We start from the raw sequence: 17,386 nt of genomic DNA, 5'->3' as shown, positions 1-17,386 counted from the left end.
CTATCTGATCCGAGGATCAGCTCGCTTCCATCAAGCGCCCACACTTATCGGCTGTTAATTTTTAAAGAGCATTTCTGCGAGAAACCTTCTGTTTCCCGGCAGCGCTGCGTTTTCAGCAGCAGAGAAGCGAGATTATGAACCGTCTTTCTTCGCTCGTCAACAACTTTCTGAACTGCTTCGTTGCGACGGCGAGGGGTTCAACTTCGTGTGCGCCGGGGCTTCTACAACCTTCCCCGTCAGCACCGCTTCCCTTCCTCCCGCGCCGCGTTTCCGTTAGCGCGAAAGAGGCGTGATTGTAGGCACCGTCTTCGAACCGCGCAAGGGGTTTGAGGGATTTTTCTTCACCCCCGTCGAGACGGCCTTCCGGCCATGCTGAAGCACAAGGCCGCTTATGGTGCAAAGAACGGACTAGAATGTGAGGCTCTTCGCCCCTTTCTATACGTATTTAATATGCGCCAGCGAATCGCCAAACGCCTCCCCCCCGACGCCGACAAACTGGTCGGCCTGTCGCTTGCGCTCTTCGCCTCGGGCAGCCGCATCGAGGATCGCTTCTGGGAAGCGAAGCTCGACGCACTGCTCGCCAAGATCGTTCGCAACGGCAACCAGACCACGCTCGACGCGGCACTCGACCATCTGCAGCAGAACCACCCCGATGCCTACGGCGCGCTCGCCGACATGGCCGAGACGCACAGTGAATCGATGGTGATCGAGCACGACGGCCAGCCGTACGATGCACTGCTGGTTGCCGTCCCCGTTCTCGCGTGGACGCGCTACATGATTCCGTCAGGCCCGCTGAAAGGCGATGTCGCCGACGCACTGCGCACGCAATTGCAGGCGCACGTGCTCGCAAGCGGCACGCTCGTCGGACTGGCCCCGTTCCTGTACAGCATCGACCAGCTGCCGCGCCACCACGTCGAGACCTACCGGCTCGCCCAGCAGCTCGCGCATGCGGCAATCGGCCAGCACGCCGCCAAGCTGAGTTTCGGCGACCTGCCCGAAACTTCGCCGATCCTCGCCGACCCGCGCTTCCTGCTCGCCGTGGTGGCCGCGCCGGCCGGTGCACCGCTGTTCCGCTGGCAGGAAGAAGAGCACGGCAACCGGATCGAACGCGGCCAGTGTCTCGAGCAGTGGACCGCCCAGGGCGGCCCGAGCCTGTCGGTCGCCCTCCCCGGCTGCGAGTTCGAATGCCTGCTTCCGGACGCGTACTACTCGGCCTGCCGCGATGCGGACGAGAGGATCCGTCCGCACACGGTCCGAACGGCCATCCGTTATCTTTTCGACACACTTGGTGCGGCACCGCAGGAACTTCGCGCCGTGGTCGCGGGCTTCGGCGAGCGCCGGATCGACGAGTATCGCGTCGGCTTCACGCGACGTGCCAGCAACGACGTGATCTATGGCGTCGTGTGGCCGCTCTACGGCCGCGAGAACGGCGACGTGTCGACCGACAACGCGACGCTCGAAGGCGAAGCGCCGATGGAAGGGCCGATGGAGGAAATCGTCAGTCTGCTGAAGGAATGCGGCGTAACCGACGTCCGGCGGCACGCAGGCCGCTTCGAGCCCGAGTATTGCGACGACTGCGGCGTGCCGCTCTATGCGGACCCACTCGGCGAGATCGTCCACGCCGAAATGCCGGAAGACGCATCGCCGGCCCAGCCGCACTTTCACTGATCCGCGCACCGCAGGCTCGTCGAGCCTGCCCGACCAAGCCGCTCCCGGTTCCTGCCGGAGCGGCTTTTTTTCGCCCGCATTTCCCTCCGCTCAAAAATTTCGGACTTTTCCTAAGCCTTTCAGCCAAGCAGACATCGTGTAAGGTCTTTGTCATGATCGGATCCACGCCAAGACATGCCGACGGCAAATCAATGACTCACCTTACGGAGGTTGAATATGCGGTTCCTGGTGTTGAACTCAGACGCCGAACGGCGTGACGGACTGAAGGCCCTGCTGCGGCAGATCGACCGTCACGCCAGCATCAACGATGCGCCCGACGGTTTCCAGGCGCGTCGATTGCTGCGCGCCCAGCGTTTCGACCTCGTCGCAATCAACTGGCCGGACGTCGGCCGGCTCAGCGAACTGCAGGCACTCTGCAGCGCCTGCTCGCCGACGCCCGCCGCGGTATTGATCGACGAATCCACGCCCGAAGCCATCCAGCGCTTCTACAACTATGGCGTCGCGGGCGTGATCCCGCACTCCATGCGGCCGCACCTGATCGTGCGAGCTCTCGAAATGGTGCTGCTGGGCGGGCACTACATTCCGCCCATTGCGCTCAGCCTGCTGCCCTCCGCCGCCGCGGCCCGCCACGACGCCCATTTCCAGACGCTCGCCGGATCGCTGCCGCGCCGCCCGGCAAGCCGCCTCCTGTCGCCGAGACAGGCGCAGATCATGCGCTTCGTCCACATGGGCAACACCAACAAGATGATCGCCCGCACGCTAGGCATCAGCGAAGGCACCGTAAAGATCCACCTCGCCAGCATCTTCCACCAGCTTGGCGCGGCAAACCGGGCCGCGGCCGTCGCGATCTACAACGGCTGGCTGTCGCCGCATCTCGAGGTGCTGCTGGCAAACCGTGAGCGTGCGGACAAGCCGACCATCGGCGAACGCGGCCCGGTCCCGCTGCGCATGCAACGGAAGAACCGTCCGTATCCGCTGCCGGACGCAAACACCGCGGACCTGCCGCTCGCGGCCGAACCGCCGGCGCGTTTTCGGCGCGAACGCTAGTCGGACTAGTATCGATATTGCGACGGTCAGCAAGTGCGGATTCCCACCTTTGATGCTCAACGAGTAATATGGACGAATGGGTTTTCTTTTCACACCGCTTCCGCTCTGGGTTGGCATCGGCGGCTGGATCGGCGCCGTGGCTCTGCTCGCGCTCGCGCTCTGGAATCGCCCGTTCGTCCGCTTGCAGGACGCAACGCTCCAGCACGTGTGGCTCGCGCTCGTCACCGCAATTACGGTCCTGTGGGCCTCGAATGCATGGCTCGAGGACGGCATCGTCATGCACCTGCTCGGCGCGACGCTGCTCGTCACGCTGTTCGACTGGACGCTTGCGCTGATCGCGATGGGTGCCGTCACGGGCATCGCCGCGATCGTCTTCGATGCGCCGTGGCACGGCATCGGCCTCACCTATCTGATCTACGGCGCGCTACCGGTGGCCGTGTCCGCGTTGCTGCAGCGCGCCGTGATCGCATGGCTCCCGCATAACCTCACATCGTTCATCACCGGCCAGGGATTCCTGTCTCCGGCCATCGCGATCGTCGCGGTCGCCGCGGCCGCGGCCGGCGTCCAGCTCGCGCTCGCGGACGGCGTGCCCGTCGTGATTCCCGCCGGCTATCTGCTCAATACCGGGCTGCTCGCGCTCGGCGAAGCGTGGTTCACCGGCATGGCCACCGCGCTCATCGCCGTCTATCGTCCGGCGTGGGTCACCACGTTCGACGTGCGGCGCTATCGTCTCGGCGGCCCGCGCGCCTGAGTGCGCCTGTCCCGCTGCGATCGGCACACGCGCCGCTCCGCTTGGCGCAGCGCGGGAGAGTGCGGCACCTACTGCCGCCCAACTTTTTTACGCTAAGATTGAACTCCTGTTCTTCATCGGGCATCTATACCTGCCCGATGCCTCATTCGCTCCTCACCAATAACCAGATGGACAGCTCTCCTGCCTCGCTCCGGATTTTCCGGGCGCTCGGCAAGCTGGCAGCCTGTGTCGCCGGCCTGTCGCTTGCGCTTCCGGCACCGGTATTCGCCGACCTCCTCGACCAGCGCTCCGAACTGATCAACAAATTCGTCAACGAGATGCATGCCGATCCGATCGTCGCCGATTGTGCGGCGCATGGTAGCTTCATCGCCAGCACGTCGTCGGCCTTCGATCGCGTCGACTTCGCGCCGAAGGCGTTCGAAAGCGGCAACGCGGCGATCACGCCGTGGAACGATTCGTTCGATCAGGGCAAGCAGCGCGTAAAGGTGGACAACATCGTCACCGTCGACGGCCTCGGCATCCACAGCGATGGCAGCGACCCGACACCGCTGAAATTCCGCTGCGGCTATGTCGGTCAGCAAATGCTTGCGTTCAGCTGGAACGATCCCGTGCCGCCGCTGAAGCCGCGCGTCGAGCGTCCGTCGTCGTCGACGAAGAAGTTCACGGGCAAGTCGCACCGCGGCAAGGTCAAGGCAACGAGCCGCACCGGCAAGAAAGCCGCCGCAACGAAGAAATCAAGCGGCCAGAAGAAAGTCGTGAAGAAGAAAACCGCGAAGAAGTCCTGATCGGACGGCAGCAGCAACGACAGAAGCGAAAAAGCCGGCGCATCGCACGATGCGCCGGCTTTCTTCATGTCGACGGCGATGCGCTTACGCGAACGTCTCGACGTGCACCAGGATTGCCGCCAGCATCGCGGCACCCAGCGCCGCACTGCGTTCGCCGTTCCAGCCGACCCGCTCGTCGGGCAGGTTCGCGTTGTCCTTGAACGGCATCTCGAGCGTCAGCGACAGGCAGCCGAACCGGTGGCCGATGTACTTCGATGCGAGCTTGAGCGCGTCTTCCTTGTACTTGCTCGCCGCGTAGCCGTGCTCGGTCTGGAAATCCGGGCTCGCGACCTTGAACGCATCGATGAACGCGGTCTGCTCCTTGCGCTGCTGCTCGGTGAAGCTCGGCAGCATCTCCGAACCCGCGACGAACACGTACGGCAGATCCTCGTCGCCGTGAATGTCGAAGAACATGTCGCAGCCGATCGCATGGATCGCGTCGCGCACGGCCAGCACTTCGGGGCTGCGCTCGGCATCGGGCTCCATCCACTCGCGGTTCAGGTTCGCGCCCGCCGCGTTGGTGCGCAGGTTGCCGTGCACGCTCCCGTCCGGATTCATGTTCGGGACGATGTAGAACGTCGCGCGATCGTAAAGCTTGCGCGCGACCGAATCGCCCGCCCAATCGCCCCAGCCGGCCAGCCGCTTGACGAGCCCTTCGATGAACCATTCGGCCATCGTCTCGCCGGGGTGCTGGCGCGCGATGACCCACACCTTCTTCTTCGGTGCGCCGTCGACTTCCGGCGTACCCAGCGTCAGCAACGACATCGGCCGGCCTTCGACCGTGCGGCCAAGCTCGACGACGCGCGCCTGCGGCAATTGCTGGATCGCGCCGAGGAACGCCGCGTGGCGCTCTTCCGAATACGGCTCGAAATACGCGTAGTAGATGCTGTCGAACTCGGGCGTATGGTCGATGGTCATCGTCTTGCCGTCGAAGGTCGTCGGCACGCGGAACCAGTCGACGCGATCGTAGCTCGCGACCGCGCTGTAGTTGCGCCATCCCGACGGATACGCGCATTCGGCCGCATTCTCGAACGACATCACGCAACGCTCGCCGCGTGCGCCCGTGACGCAGTAGTAGAACCATTGGGCGAATTCCGAGCGGTTGTCGCCGCGCACGCGCAGCCGGATCGCGTCCGGGCTGTCGCACGACACGACGTCGATGGCGCCCGCGTCGAAATTGCTGGTGATCGAAAGGGTCATCTGTCTCTCCTGTGTCGACCGGAGTTAGTGCTTCAGCACTTACTCCGGGCCCATGCAAAGCTGTCGACCGGAGTTAGTGCTTCAGCACTTACTCCGGGCCCATGCAAAGCTGTCGAGCGCAACGGGGGTTGCCGCCTGCCCGGCCGCATGCATGCGCCGGCCGTCTCGTGAACGGCCGCCAGGTCACTCGCCGATTCGCCGGCGATATACGTAAGTCGAATCGTTCGATGCAGCGGCGTCGAACGCGTAGTCTTCCATCGCGAAATCCTTCAGCGCCGCCGGTTCGGCGATGCGGTTCTCGACGATATAGCGCGCCATCAGGCCACGCGCGCGCTTCGCGTGGAAGCTGATGATCTTGTAGCGGCCGCCCTTCCAGTCCTCGAACACCGGCGTGACGACCGGTGCGGCCAGCAGTTTCGGCTTGACCGACTTGAAGTACTCGGTCGACGCGCAGTTGACCAGCACGCGCGCCGCACCGCTGCGCGTCTCGAGTTGCTCGTTCAGCGCACGCGTGATCCGGTCGCCCCAGAACGCATACAGATCCTTGCCGCGCGCGTTCGCGAAACGGGTGCCCATCTCGAGCCGGTACGGCTGCAGCAGGTCGAGCGGACGCAGCAGTCCGTACAGGCCCGACAGCACGCGCACGTGCTGCTGCGCGTAGTCGAGATCGGCGGCCGACAGCGATTTGGCATCGAACCCTTCGTACACGTCACCGTTGAACGCGAGCACCGCCTGCTTCGCATTGGCCGGCGAGAAGGTCGGCGACCAGTCCGCGTAGCGCTGGAAGTTCAGGCGCGCAAGCGGGTCGGAGATGTCCATCAGCGTCGCGATGTCCTGCGGCGACAGCTTGCGCAGGCCGTCGATCAGTTCCGACGCATCGTCGACGAATGCAGGCTTCGTGTAAGACGAGACGTGGGCGGGCGTATCGTAGTCGAGGGATTTGGCGGGAGAGAGAACGATTATCATAGAGGCTCGCTGGCACGCCGTGCCTTGCGGTCAGACGAAAACCACCGATTGTAACGAATGACCCGCTCCTCCGCCCCGCACGCCGCACATCGCGTCGTGCTCGACTCGAACGTCTGGATCGACATACTCGTATTCGACGACCCTGCCACACGCCCGATCCGGGCTGCGCTCGAACGCGGCACGCTGGCCGCCGTGATCGACGGCCGCTGCCTGAACGAACTCGAGCTCGTGCTCGACTACCCGCAGTTCCGCGAGCGCGCGATCGACAAGGCCGAAGCGCTCGCGACCGTCGCACGCCTGACGAGCCGCGTCGAGCCGCCGCCCGTCGACGCCGACGCGCCGCCGCTGCCGAAGTGCAAGGACCGCGACGATCAGAAGTTTCTCGAGCTCGCGCGCGCCGCGCAGGCCGATTGGCTCGTGTCGAAGGACCGTGCGCTGCTCAAGCTCGCGAAGCGCACCGCACGCGACTTCGGCTTCCGGATCGCGCAGCCCGCGCCGTTTACCGAAGCCTGCGCGCTCGATGCCGCGTCGGCCCTCCCCACCACGCCGGCCTGACGGGCCGACGCAACACGCTGCGACCGTATCGATGAACGCTCCTTTCGACATGCCTACGAATCCCGTTTTCCCATCGCGCCTGCCGAACGTCGGCACCACGATCTTCACGGTCATGAGCGCGCTCGCCGCCGAGAAAGGCGCCGTGAATCTCGGCCAGGGCTTCCCGGATTTCGACTGTGATCCGCGCATCGTCGACGCGGTCGCGGCCGCGATGCGCAACGGCCACAACCAGTATCCGCCGATGGCGGGCGTCGCGCCGCTGCGCGACGCGATCGCCGACAAGATCGCGCAGGTCTATGGCCGGCGCTACGACCCGGCCACCGAGATCACGGTGACGGCCGGCGCGACGCAGGCACTGCTGACGGCGATCCTGTGCGCGGTGCATCCGGGCGACGAGGTGATCGTCGTCGAGCCGACCTACGACAGCTATCTGCCGTCGATCGAGCTCGCCGGCGGCAAGCCGGTGTTCGTCACGCTGGAGGCGCCCGACTACGCGATCCCGTTCGATCGTCTCGCCGCCGCGATCACGCCGAAGACGCGGATGATCATGATCAACACGCCGCACAACCCGACCGGCACCGTGTGGCGCGAGGCCGACATGCGCAAGCTCGAGGCGATCGTGTGCGGCACCAACGTGCTGATCCTGTCCGATGAAGTGTACGAGCACATGGTCTACGATGGCGCCCGGCACGAGAGCGTCGCGCGCTACCCGGAATTGGCCGAGCGCAGCTTCATCGTGTCGAGCTTCGGGAAGACCTACCACGTGACGGGCTGGAAGATCGGCTATGTCGCGGCGCCTGCCGCACTGATGGCGGAGTTCCGCAAGGTCCATCAGTTCAACGTATTCACGGTGAACACGCCGACGCAGATCGGGCTCGCCGACTACCTGCGCGACCCGGCACCGTACCTGACGCTGCCCGACTTCTACCAGAAGAAGCGCGACTTCTTCCGCGCCGGCCTCAAACGCACGCGCTTCAAGCTGCTGCCGTGCACGGGCACGTACTTCCAGTGCGTCGACTATTCGGCGATCAGCGACCTGCCCGAAGCGGAATTCTCGAAGTGGCTCACGTCGGAGATCGGCGTGGCGGCGATTCCGGTGTCGGCGTTCTATCACGAGCCGCACGAATCGGGCGTCGTGCGCTTCTGCTTCGCGAAACAGGAAAGCACGCTCGCGTCCGCACTCGAACGGCTCGCGCGCCTGTAAGTCCGGCACGGGCAGCAAGGCGCTGCCCGCTCTGTGTCCGGCTTGTGCTTACGAACGCGCGGCGGCCGTCGCCTCGACATAGGCCTTGCGATCGGCCGCCACGCGCTGCGCGGCCGGCCGCTCGCCGACCAGCTTCGCGTGCGCCTTCCAGTCGATGCCTGCGTCGAGCAGGAAATCGCGGCCGAAGATGGCCTTCGTCGCCATCCCGATCACCGGCAGGTGGACCGATGCGGCGATGTCCGCCAGACCAAATGTATCGCCGAGCACGTAGGGCGAGAACTGCGTCATCCGCTTGAATGCTTCGATCGCACGCGGCAGCCGCTTCTCGACATGCGCCTTGGTCCCGTCGCTGACCTTGCCGCCGAAAAACGCTTCCGTATAGACCTCACGCGCGGGCCATTCGAGATACAGCTCGAGCGTCTCGACGAGTTCGCGCACCTTCGCGGCCGCGAACAGCCCCGCCGGAAAAATGGCCTTGTCGGGATAACGCGCGGCCAGATACTCGATGATCACCTGCGACTCGAACAGCGCACCCTCTTCCGTCTTCAGGAACGGAATCTTGCCGAGCGGCGAATCGGCGAGCAATGCAGGATCGCTGACCGGCAACGTGCATGTCGCTTCCTCGAACGGGATGTCATGTTCGAGCAGGACGAACTTCACCTTGTTGTAATAGTTGGACAACGGAATACCGCACAGCTGTAGCATCGGAGTCTCCTTCGTTGCGGGAGCGCGGCCGCAGCGACGCCGGCCGCACCAGGATTCGTCGCGCTGAAAAGCACGTTCGTGCTAGTCTAAAGCAGTTTGATGTCCGTCACGACAACAATGCATCCGCTGCGGCAGCGCCCTCGCGGGTATGCGCACGAGCCCGCGCAACGCGGCGCCGCAGCCTCGCCATCCGATGGAGACACCCTCGCATGAGTGCTGAACTGCTGGCCTCGCGTCCGCCCGAGAGCGAATCGACGCTCGTCCTCACGCTGTCCAATCCCGGCGCGCGCAATGCGCTGCATCCCGACATGTATGCGGCCGGCGTCGAAGCGCTCGCCACCGCCGAGCGTGATCCCGCGATTCGCGCGGTCGTGCTCACGGGCGCCGATCGTTTCTTTTGCGCGGGCGGCAACCTGAACCGGCTGCTCGAGAACCGCTCGAAGGATCCGTCCTACCAGGCCGACAGCATCGATCAGCTCGGCGCGTGGATCACGGCGATCCGCGCATCGACGAAACCCGTGATCGCGGCGGTCGAAGGTGCGGCGGCCGGCGCGGGCTTCTCGCTCGCGCTCGCGTGCGACCTGATCGTCGCCGCACACGACGCGAAGTTCGTGATGTCGTATGCGCGCGTCGGCCTCACGCCCGACGGCGGCGGCTCGTGGTTCCTCGCCCGCGCGCTGCCGCGTGCGCTGGCCGCCGAAATCCTGTTCGAAGGCAAGCCCGTCGCGGCCGAACGCCTGCACGCGCTCGGCGTCGTCAATCGGCTCGCCGTGCCCGGCGCCGCATTGTCCGATGCGCTCGCGTGGGCCGACTCGCTTGCCGGCATCTCGCCGAACGCACTCACGCGCATCAAGTCGCTGCTCGACGATGCGCCCGCGCAGCCGCTCGAAACCCATCTCGGCACCGAGCGCGATCACTTCGTCGCATCGCTGCATCATGCGGACGCGTTCGAAGGCATTACCGCGTTTCTCGAGAAACGGCAGCCGCGCTACAAGCGCTGATCCGCGCAATCCCGCTGTTCGCACGGCGTCGCCGCGCCGCATCGACACGCGTGCGCCGGCGCGCGGCCGCGCCTTCCCGCAGCCTGCAGCGCACGTCGATCCATGCTCTAATGACCGCCTGTCGCGGCGTCCTGCCGGCGCCGTTTTCGTGCATGCAACGAAGGAGTTGACGATGATCGACGTCTACAGTTGGGCGACCCCGAACGGCCACAAGGTCCACATCATGCTCGAGGAAACAGGCCTCGCGTATCGCGTGCATCCGGTCGATATCGGTGCGGGCGACCAGTTCAAGCCCGAATTCCTGAAGATCAGCCCGAACAACAAGATCCCCGCGATCGTCGACGCGGACGGCCCCGGCGGCAAGCCGATCTCGCTGTTCGAATCGGGCGCGATCCTCGTGTACCTTGCGGAAAAGACCGGCAAGTTCCTGCCGACTGACCCGGCCACGCGCTATGCGACGCTCGAATGGCTGATGTTCCAGATGGGCGGCATCGGCCCGATGCTCGGGCAGGCGCATCACTTCCGCCTGTACGCGCCGGAGCAGATCGAATACGCGGTCAATCGCTACACGAACGAAGCGAAGCGCCTGTACAACGTGATGGAAAAACGCCTCGGCGAATCCGAATATCTCGCGGGCGACACGTACACGATCGCGGACATCGCGACGTTCCCGTGGACGCGTTCGTGGCAGAACCAGGGCATCGTGCTCGATGAACTGCCGAACGTGAAGCGCTGGCAGGAAGCGATTGCCGCGCGTCCGGCCGTGCAGCGCGGCGTCGAAGTCCTCGCGTCGATGCGCAAGGCACTGCAGGACGACAAGGCGCGCGAGATGCTGTTCGGCGCGACGCAATACGCGAAGCACTGAAGCAGCACGCGCGGGTAACGCGGGCGGCATCCGTCGATGCCGCCGCGCGCATCAGAAGTAGTGCAGCGTAATGAATTCCGCCGCGCAAACCAGCAACGGCGTGTCGGGACGCTCGGCCTGCATCGATACCGACCATGTGACCTGCACGCCGCCCCGCGCGGCCTGCGCGGTTTCCTTCACCGCGAACAGCGCGCGCACACGCGTGCCGACCGGCACCGGCTTCAGGAACCGCACGCGATTCAGTCCGTAGTTCACGCCCATCTTCTGCTCGAAGCGCATCGCCTCGGCCATCAGCGCGGGAATCAGCGACAGCGTGAGGAATCCATGCGCGATCGGACCGCCGAACGGCGACTCGCGCCGCGCGCGCTCGGGATCGACGTGGATCCACTGGCGATCTCCGGTCGCGTCGGCGAAACCGTCGACCCGACGCTGGTCGATCTCGACCCAGCCGCTTGCCAGCGGTTCCGCGCCAATCTGTGCATGGAGCGCCTGCGGCGATGCGATCAGCGGCAATGTCACGTCCGTCATGCGCCCGCTCCTTGCGGATGGCGCAGCCCGAAGATCACCTTGGTATGCACGGAGATCACCGTGTCGCCGGCGCCGTTGATGCCGATCCACTCCGACGACACGATGCCGCGGTCAGGCTTGCTCGCCGACACGCGCTTGTCGTGGATCTTCTGGAGCATCGTGATCGTGTCGCCGGCACGCACGGGCTTGAGCCAGCGGATCGAATCGATGCCGGGCGAGCCCATGCTGGTCGAATCCGGCCCGAGCTTCTTGACGAGGAGGCTCATGAACACCGAACACGTATGCCAGCCGCTCGCGACCAGTCCGCCGAACGGCGATGCCTTGCCGGCTTCCTCGTCCAGATGGAACGGCTGCGGATCGTAGCGTTGCGCGAACGCCTTGATGTCGTCCGGTTCGAACGTGTAGCGGCCGATTTCGGTCGTACTGCCGACTTCAAGGTCTTCGTAACTGATACCCACTGTGTGTCTCCTGTGGCGCGCTCGCGCGTCGCCGTCATGCCGCGTCGGCCTGCGCGAAATCCGGCAGGGCCGCGATGCGCGCAAGGTGGTGATCGGTGTCGCCGAGGGTCGTCTCGATGATCGACAGCCGCTTGAACAGGTGCGCGGCGGCGACCTCGTTGGTCACGCCCATGCCGCCGTGCAGTTGCACGGCCTGCTGGCCGACGAAGCGCGCTGCCGCGCCGACCCGCGCCTTCGCGGCCGACACCGCCTTGCGCCGCGCATCGGCATCGCCGCCCGCGTAACGCACCGCGGCCAGGTAGGTCAGCGAGCGCGCCTGCTCCGCGTGAATCAGCATGTCGACCATCCGGTGCTGCAGCGCCTGAAAACGCGCGATCGGCACACCGAACTGTTCGCGCGTCTTCGTGTATTCGACCGTCGCGCGGTTCAGTTCGTCGAGTGCGCCGACCGCTTCCGCACAGAGCAGGAAGGTCGCGTAATCGGCAATCTGCTCGAGCGCGGCCGCATCGCGTGCGCCGCCGGTCAGTTGCCGCGCGGGCGTTTCATGCAGCTCGATCGTCGCGGCGCGCTGGCCGTCGATCGTCCGATAGTCGACGACCTTCACTCCCGCGGCGTCGCGCTCGACGACGAACAAGCCGATGCCGCCGCCGTCGACCCGCGCGGGCACGATCCACGCGTGCGCCTGTGCGCCGTGCTGCACGACCGACTTGGTGCCGGTCAACCGGCAAGCGCCGCCCTGCTCGCGCGCCTGCGTGCCGAGCTCGTACAGGTCGTAACGCGCCCGCGGTTCGTGAAACGCAACCGCCAGGCGCTTCTGCCCCAGTGCGACCGCTTCCAGCAGCGCGGCATCGTCGCCCGCGCCGGACCCGGCGACCCGCAGCGCCTCGATACCGACCGCCGTCGCCCAGTACGGCTCGACCACGAGTGCGCGGCCGAGCTCCTGCATCGCGACCAGCATGTCGACGGGGCCGCCGCCGAATCCGCCCTGAGCCTCCGGCACGGGCAGCGCGGTCAGGCCCAGCTCCGCGAATGCGCTCCATTGCGCGTCCGACACGCCCGCATCGCTGCGCACGATCGCCTGGCGCGCGTCGAAACCGTACTGCTCGCCGAGATAGCGGCGCAGCGCGTCGGCGAACTGTTGCTGCTCGTCGGTAAAGCTGAAATCCATGGTTGTCTCCGTTCCCTGATCACAGCCCGAGGATCATCTGCGCGATGATGTTCTTCTGAATCTCGTTCGAGCCGCCGTAGATCGACGTCTTCCGATAATTGAAGTAGTACGCGGCGAGCGGCGCGGCATCGTCGTCGCCGGCGATGCTGTGTTCGCGCTCGCCCTCGAGGAACGGCACGTCGAACGGCGCCGCGAGCGGCCCGATCGCCTCGAACATCAGCTCGGTGAGCGCCTGCTGCACCTCGGTCCCCTTGATCTTCAGCATCGACGCCTCGGGGCCCGGCCCCTTGCCGCTCGTCTCGCGGCTCACGACGCGCAGCACCGTCACCTCGAGCGCCATCAGCTCGACCTCGAGCGCCGCGACCTTCGCGGCAAACACGGGATCCGCGAGCAACGGCTTGCCGTTCTTCTGCTGGTGCGACGCCACGCGCTTCAGGAACACCAGCTCGCGCTTCGACGCGCCGACGCGCGCGATACCGGTGCGCTCGTGGCCCAGCAGGTATTTCGCGTAGGTCCAGCCGCGGTTTTCGTCGCCGACGAGATTCTCGACGGGCACCTTCACGTCCTCGAAGAACACCTCGTTGACCTCGTGATCCTCGTCGAGCGTGATGATCGGACGCACGGTGATGCCGGGCGTCGTCATGTCGATCAGCAGGAACGAGATGCCCTCCTGCTTCTTCGCCGCCGGATCCGTGCGCACGAGGCAGAACATCATGTCCGCGAACTGGCCGAGCGTGGTCCAGGTCTTCTGGCCGTTGACGACGTAGTGATCGCCATGGCGTTCGGCGCGGGTGCGCAACGACGCGAGGTCCGACCCGGAGCCCGGCTCCGAATAGCCCTGACACCACCAGTCGGTGCCGTCGAGGATGCGCGGCAGATAGTGACGCTTCTGCGCTTCGCTGCCGTATTTCATCAGCACCGGCGCGACCATCGACACGCCGAACGGCAGCACGGTCGGCGCGCCGATCCGGGCGCACTCCTCGTCCCAGATGTGCCGCTGCGTCGCGTTCCAGCCGGGGCCGCCGTATTCAGCCGGCCACGCGGGCGCGGACCAGCCGCGCTGGCCGAGAATCCGGTGCCAGCTCGCGTAATCCTCGCGGTCGAGTCGTTTGTGATCGAGTACCTTGGCGCGCAGGGCGTGAGGCAGATTGGCCTCGAGCCAGGCGCGGACGTCAACGCGGAACGCGTCGTCGGCGGGGGAATAATCCAGATCCATGCGCAGTGTCTCCTGACCGCGGCCATCCGGCCCGGCCAGGACCCACTGCGTATGTCATTGCAGCGGTTCTTTCAGCGCGGCGGGAATCGGCAGCGGCATCACGTCGATGCCTTCTTCAACCAAGGATTGCGCATCCTCCGGCGTCGTGACGCCGCGAATGCTGCGTGCCGGCGCCTCGTTGTAATGGATGCGCCGCGCTTCCTCGGCGAAGCGCTCGCCCACATTCTCGGTCTTCTCCAGCACCTCGCGCAGTGCGCGCATCACCTGCGCCTGCAGCGCACGCGGATCGGCCGGCTGCGCCTGCGTCGCACCCGACAGGTTCAGGCGCGGCGCCGACGGCATCCGGTTGATCTCGGTCGTCCCGCACACCGGACATTCGACCAGCTTGCGGGACAACTGCGCTTCGAACTCATCGGCGGAAGCGAACCAGCCTTCGAACCGATGACCGTGCGGGCACTGTAAATCGAGGACCTTCATGCTGTGAATCAGGGCGTGTGACGAGTGTAGCGCAAAACGCGCTTTTGTGAACGATCGTGCTAAATCGGATCGCGCGGCCGGAAAGCGGCCGCGTCACCGGATTGTAACGCGGCGCCCCACCCGCCGCTGACGCGCGGTCAGGGCTTCACGACCGGGCCGAGCGGCCAGGTGCCGGACAGCACCTTGTCGAGCCACATCATGCCGATGATCGTCTTCACGTCGGTGATCTGGCCCGTGCGCACCCATTCCTGCAGGTCGGCCTGCGTCGCCGTGAAGGTTTCGAGGAATTCGCCTTCGTCGAGCTTGCGCTCGCCGGCCGTCAGCCCGCGCGCGAGATACAGGTCGATGAATTCGGTCGAGTAGGAAATGATCGGATGAATCCGGGCCAGGAACACGTATTCGCGTGCCGTGTAGCCGGTTTCCTCGCGCAGCTCGCGCACCGCGCAGGCCAGCGCGCCTTCGTCCGGATCGAGCTTGCCGGCCGGGAATTCGGCCATGACCTTGCCGATCGGATAGCGATACTGGCTTTCCATCAGCACGCGGCCGTCGTCGAACAGCGGGATCACCATCACCGCGCCCGGGTGCTGAACGTATTCGCGCGTGGCGCGCTTGCCGTCCGGCAAACGGACGGTATCGCGCTTGAGCTTGAGAAACGAGCCTTCGAAAATCGCCTCGCTCTCGAGGCAGGTTTCGGTCAGTGCGGCGTCGTGATTGGGTAGTTCGGCCATCGGCGGCTCCGTGATTGAGCGCGACGGCCAAGGGCCTGTCCGCGCTAATAACAAGCTTGCGCTGGCCGCCAGAAGGGCCGAGCACAAGGTTTGCGACGAACAGAATACTCGACGTATTCGCAACGAGCATGACGCCGCGATCGGCCGTGCTGGCGACCGGCCCCACTACTACTGTGTTTTTTCAATCAGGCGTACGCGCGTTGCGGGCCGCACCGCGCGTACGCAAGCTTGCGATCAGCGCGGACAGGCCCTTGTCAGCGTCGTTTGACGAGATACTGGAACGTGAAGCCGGGAAACGCGAACACGACAAAGAGACTGAAGGTGATCGCGTAAAACTGCCAGCCCTGTTCGAAGCGGTTGCCGGCGCGCGACTCGAGCCAGAAGCCGAGGGCGCCGACGACGAAATACAGCACGATCAGCTCGCCGATCCGAACCCACGCGTTCTTCTTCGTCGCGCCGAACGGCACGACGGCGAAGAGGCGTTGGTTCAGGAACGGCACGTTGGCGCAGACGAGCGCCAACAGCACGATGAACCAGCCGGCTGCCGACATTACAGCGGCAGCGTATGACGGATCGCCTGCAGGCAGGCCGTCAGCAGGTGGCTCGGGAACAGGCCGAGCACGACGACCGCGACGCCGTTCAGCGCGAGGATCGTGCGCTTGCAGAAATCGCCGGTGATCGGGGCCGTGTCCTGCGGCGCATCGAAGTACATCAGCTTGACGATGCGCAGGTAGTAGAACGCGCCGAACAGCGACGTGATCACCGCCAGCACGGCGAGCCACGTGAGACCCGCGTTGACGGTCGCCTCGAGCACCGCGAGCTTCGCGTAGAAGCCGACGGTCGGCGGGATACCGGCCAGCGAGAACATCATGACCATCATCACGAACGCGAACACCGGGCTGCGCTTGTTGAGGCCCTTGAAGTCGTCGATCGTCTCCGCTTCGAAATCGCGGCGTGCGAGCAGCATCACCACGCCGAACGAGCCGAGCGTCGTGATCAGGTAGACGATCGCGTAGAACATCGCCGAGCTGTACGCGTTTGCCGGTGCGGCCGCGTCGCCCTTCACGATGCCGGCCAGCAGGCCGAGCAGCACGAAGCCCATGTTCGAGATCGCCGAGTACGCGAGCATCCGCTTGATGTTGCGCTGGACGATACCGGTGATGTTACCGACGATCAGCGACAGCGCGGCGAGGATCACGAGCGCGGTCTGCCAGTTCTGGGCGAGCGGCAGCAGGCCCATCACCAGGAAGCGCAGACCCCACGCGAACGCGGCAACCTTCGGGCCGCCGCCGACGAACAGCGTCATCGCGGTCGGTGCGCCCTGGTAGACGTCCGGCACCCACATGTGGAACGGCACGGCGCCGAGCTTGAACGCGATACCGGCGACGATGAACACCACGCCGAACATCAGCACGGCTGCGTCGGTGTTTCCGCCGACTGCCTTGTACACCTCGCCCAGCTCGAGCGAGCCGGTCGCGCCGTAGAGCATCGAGATGCCGTACAGCACGAAGCCCGACGCGAGCGCGCCCAGCACGTAGTACTTCATCGCGGCTTCGCTCGACTGCGGCGCATCGCGGCGCAGCGCGATGACCGCGTACAGCGACAGCGACATCAGTTCGAGGCCGAGGTACAGCGTCAGGAAGTTGTTGCCCGACACCATCACCAATTGACCGAGCAGCGAGAACATGCCCAGCAGGAAGACGTCGCCGCGGAACATGTCGCGGTCTTCGAGGTACTTGCGCGAATAGACGAGCGAGACCGCGAAGCCGATCGACACGACGGCCTTCATCATGCTCGCGAACGAGTCGACGACGACCATCCGCGAGAAGAAGTAGTACTGGTGCGGGTCGAGCGCCTGCACCGCGAACCACACGCCGGCGACGACCGACGAAACCACCGCGATCAGATAGGTCAGGCGGCGGCCAGCGGCACCGGTAAAGGTGTCGTTCAGCCATGCGACGACGACGGCGACCATCACCAGCGCGTCAGGCAACAGGACATTCATAGGTGCGTTCATGATCTTGA

The 17,386-nt window shown here is 65.4% G+C and carries 19 protein-coding genes; 8 read left to right on the top strand and 11 right to left on the bottom strand.

Annotated elements, in window-relative coordinates:
- Nucleotides 1–450: 450 nt before the first annotated feature.
- The 4 genes from ABIC50_RS22565 (at nt 451) to ABIC50_RS22550 (ending at nt 4,251) form a co-directional block, all read left to right on the top strand.
- Nucleotides 451–1,668 (top strand): DUF2863 family protein, encoded by a 1,218-nt coding sequence (locus tag ABIC50_RS22565; RefSeq protein ID WP_105830682.1) that lies wholly within the window; start codon nt 451–453, stop codon nt 1,666–1,668.
- Between the two features lie 216 nt (nt 1,669–1,884).
- Nucleotides 1,885–2,715: a LuxR C-terminal-related transcriptional regulator gene (locus tag ABIC50_RS22560; RefSeq protein ID WP_354166868.1), complete on the top strand. Its 831-nt coding sequence runs from the start codon at nt 1,885–1,887 to the stop codon at nt 2,713–2,715.
- Nucleotides 2,716–2,791: 76 nt separating this feature from the next.
- Complete coding sequence (locus ABIC50_RS22555; protein ID WP_354166866.1) at nt 2,792–3,466, top strand: energy-coupling factor ABC transporter permease; 675 nt, start codon at nt 2,792–2,794, stop codon at nt 3,464–3,466.
- Between the two features lie 137 nt (nt 3,467–3,603).
- Nucleotides 3,604–4,251: a BspC domain-containing protein gene (locus ABIC50_RS22550; RefSeq protein ID WP_041491223.1), complete on the top strand. Its 648-nt coding sequence runs from the start codon at nt 3,604–3,606 to the stop codon at nt 4,249–4,251.
- A gap of 84 nt (nt 4,252–4,335) precedes the next feature.
- On the opposite strand, the gene ABIC50_RS22545 is transcribed toward ABIC50_RS22550, so the two are convergent.
- On the bottom strand, nt 4,336–5,490 hold the full coding sequence (locus ABIC50_RS22545) for a M14 family metallopeptidase (RefSeq protein ID WP_354166864.1): 1,155 nt from the start codon (nt 5,488–5,490) through the stop codon (nt 4,336–4,338).
- 183 nt (nt 5,491–5,673) lie between these two features.
- Nucleotides 5,674–6,456: a peroxide stress protein YaaA gene (gene yaaA / locus ABIC50_RS22540; protein ID WP_126228215.1), complete on the bottom strand. Its 783-nt coding sequence runs from the start codon at nt 6,454–6,456 to the stop codon at nt 5,674–5,676.
- Nucleotides 6,457–6,513: 57 nt separating this feature from the next.
- Between yaaA and ABIC50_RS22535 the strand changes: the two genes are divergently transcribed.
- On the top strand, nt 6,514–7,011 hold the full coding sequence (locus ABIC50_RS22535) for a putative toxin-antitoxin system toxin component, PIN family (RefSeq protein ID WP_105830687.1): 498 nt from the start codon (nt 6,514–6,516) through the stop codon (nt 7,009–7,011).
- A 31-nt stretch (nt 7,012–7,042) separates the two neighbouring features.
- Nucleotides 7,043–8,215, top strand: a complete 1,173-nt coding sequence (locus ABIC50_RS22530) for a pyridoxal phosphate-dependent aminotransferase (protein WP_354166862.1) — start codon at nt 7,043–7,045, stop codon at nt 8,213–8,215.
- A 48-nt stretch (nt 8,216–8,263) separates the two neighbouring features.
- Here the strand turns inward: ABIC50_RS22530 and ABIC50_RS22525 are convergent, their stop codons facing one another.
- Complete coding sequence (locus tag ABIC50_RS22525) at nt 8,264–8,920, bottom strand: glutathione S-transferase family protein (protein WP_126228217.1); 657 nt, start codon at nt 8,918–8,920, stop codon at nt 8,264–8,266.
- A 209-nt stretch (nt 8,921–9,129) separates the two neighbouring features.
- Here ABIC50_RS22525 and ABIC50_RS22520 point away from each other — a divergent pair, with 209 nt between their 5' ends.
- Entirely contained in the window at nt 9,130–9,921 is a 792-nt protein-coding gene (locus ABIC50_RS22520) for an oxepin-CoA hydrolase, alternative type (protein ID WP_126228218.1), read from the top strand.
- A gap of 172 nt (nt 9,922–10,093) precedes the next feature.
- Nucleotides 10,094–10,786 carry a glutathione binding-like protein gene (locus ABIC50_RS22515; RefSeq protein WP_354166859.1) on the top strand — a complete coding sequence of 231 codons (693 nt, stop codon included), beginning with the start codon at nt 10,094–10,096 and terminating at the stop codon, nt 10,784–10,786.
- Nucleotides 10,787–10,837: 51 nt separating this feature from the next.
- Here ABIC50_RS22515 and ABIC50_RS22510 read toward each other — a convergent pair whose 3' ends face one another.
- From ABIC50_RS22510 to nuoN, 8 genes are all read right to left on the bottom strand, one after another.
- Nucleotides 10,838–11,314 carry a MaoC family dehydratase gene (locus ABIC50_RS22510; RefSeq protein ID WP_126228220.1) on the bottom strand — a complete coding sequence of 159 codons (477 nt, stop codon included), beginning with the start codon at nt 11,312–11,314 and terminating at the stop codon, nt 10,838–10,840.
- A complete protein-coding gene (locus ABIC50_RS22505) occupies nt 11,311–11,772 on the bottom strand; it encodes a MaoC family dehydratase (RefSeq protein WP_011657473.1) in 462 nt (153 codons plus the stop codon). Before ABIC50_RS22505 ends, ABIC50_RS22510 begins: the two co-directional genes overlap by 4 nt.
- A 34-nt stretch (nt 11,773–11,806) precedes the next feature.
- Complete coding sequence (locus ABIC50_RS22500; protein ID WP_354166857.1) at nt 11,807–12,940, bottom strand: acyl-CoA dehydrogenase family protein; 1,134 nt, start codon at nt 12,938–12,940, stop codon at nt 11,807–11,809.
- Nucleotides 12,941–12,959: 19 nt separating this feature from the next.
- Nucleotides 12,960–14,156 carry an acyl-CoA dehydrogenase family protein gene (locus ABIC50_RS22495; protein WP_126228222.1) on the bottom strand — a complete coding sequence of 399 codons (1,197 nt, stop codon included), beginning with the start codon at nt 14,154–14,156 and terminating at the stop codon, nt 12,960–12,962.
- 54 nt (nt 14,157–14,210) lie between these two features.
- Nucleotides 14,211–14,633 (bottom strand): DUF1178 family protein, encoded by a 423-nt coding sequence (locus tag ABIC50_RS22490; protein WP_006750470.1) that lies wholly within the window; start codon nt 14,631–14,633, stop codon nt 14,211–14,213.
- Between the two features lie 137 nt (nt 14,634–14,770).
- Complete coding sequence (locus ABIC50_RS22485) at nt 14,771–15,361, bottom strand: NUDIX domain-containing protein (protein WP_012364314.1); 591 nt, start codon at nt 15,359–15,361, stop codon at nt 14,771–14,773.
- Nucleotides 15,362–15,615: 254 nt separating this feature from the next.
- Nucleotides 15,616–15,912 carry a DUF2818 family protein gene (locus ABIC50_RS22480; RefSeq protein ID WP_006756909.1) on the bottom strand — a complete coding sequence of 99 codons (297 nt, stop codon included), beginning with the start codon at nt 15,910–15,912 and terminating at the stop codon, nt 15,616–15,618.
- Complete coding sequence (gene nuoN / locus ABIC50_RS22475) at nt 15,912–17,366, bottom strand: NADH-quinone oxidoreductase subunit NuoN (protein ID WP_175660429.1); 1,455 nt, start codon at nt 17,364–17,366, stop codon at nt 15,912–15,914. Before nuoN ends, ABIC50_RS22480 begins: the two co-directional genes overlap by 1 nt.
- Nucleotides 17,367–17,386: the final 20 nt, after the last annotated feature.

Origin of the sequence: Burkholderia sp. 567 (genome assembly GCF_040545115.1) — a bacterium.
In the GTDB taxonomy this organism is placed as follows: Bacteria; Pseudomonadota; Gammaproteobacteria; order Burkholderiales; family Burkholderiaceae; genus Burkholderia; species Burkholderia ambifaria.
The sequence above is the reverse complement of the archived record's forward strand: the minus strand, read 5'-3'. Positions and strand labels throughout refer to the sequence as shown.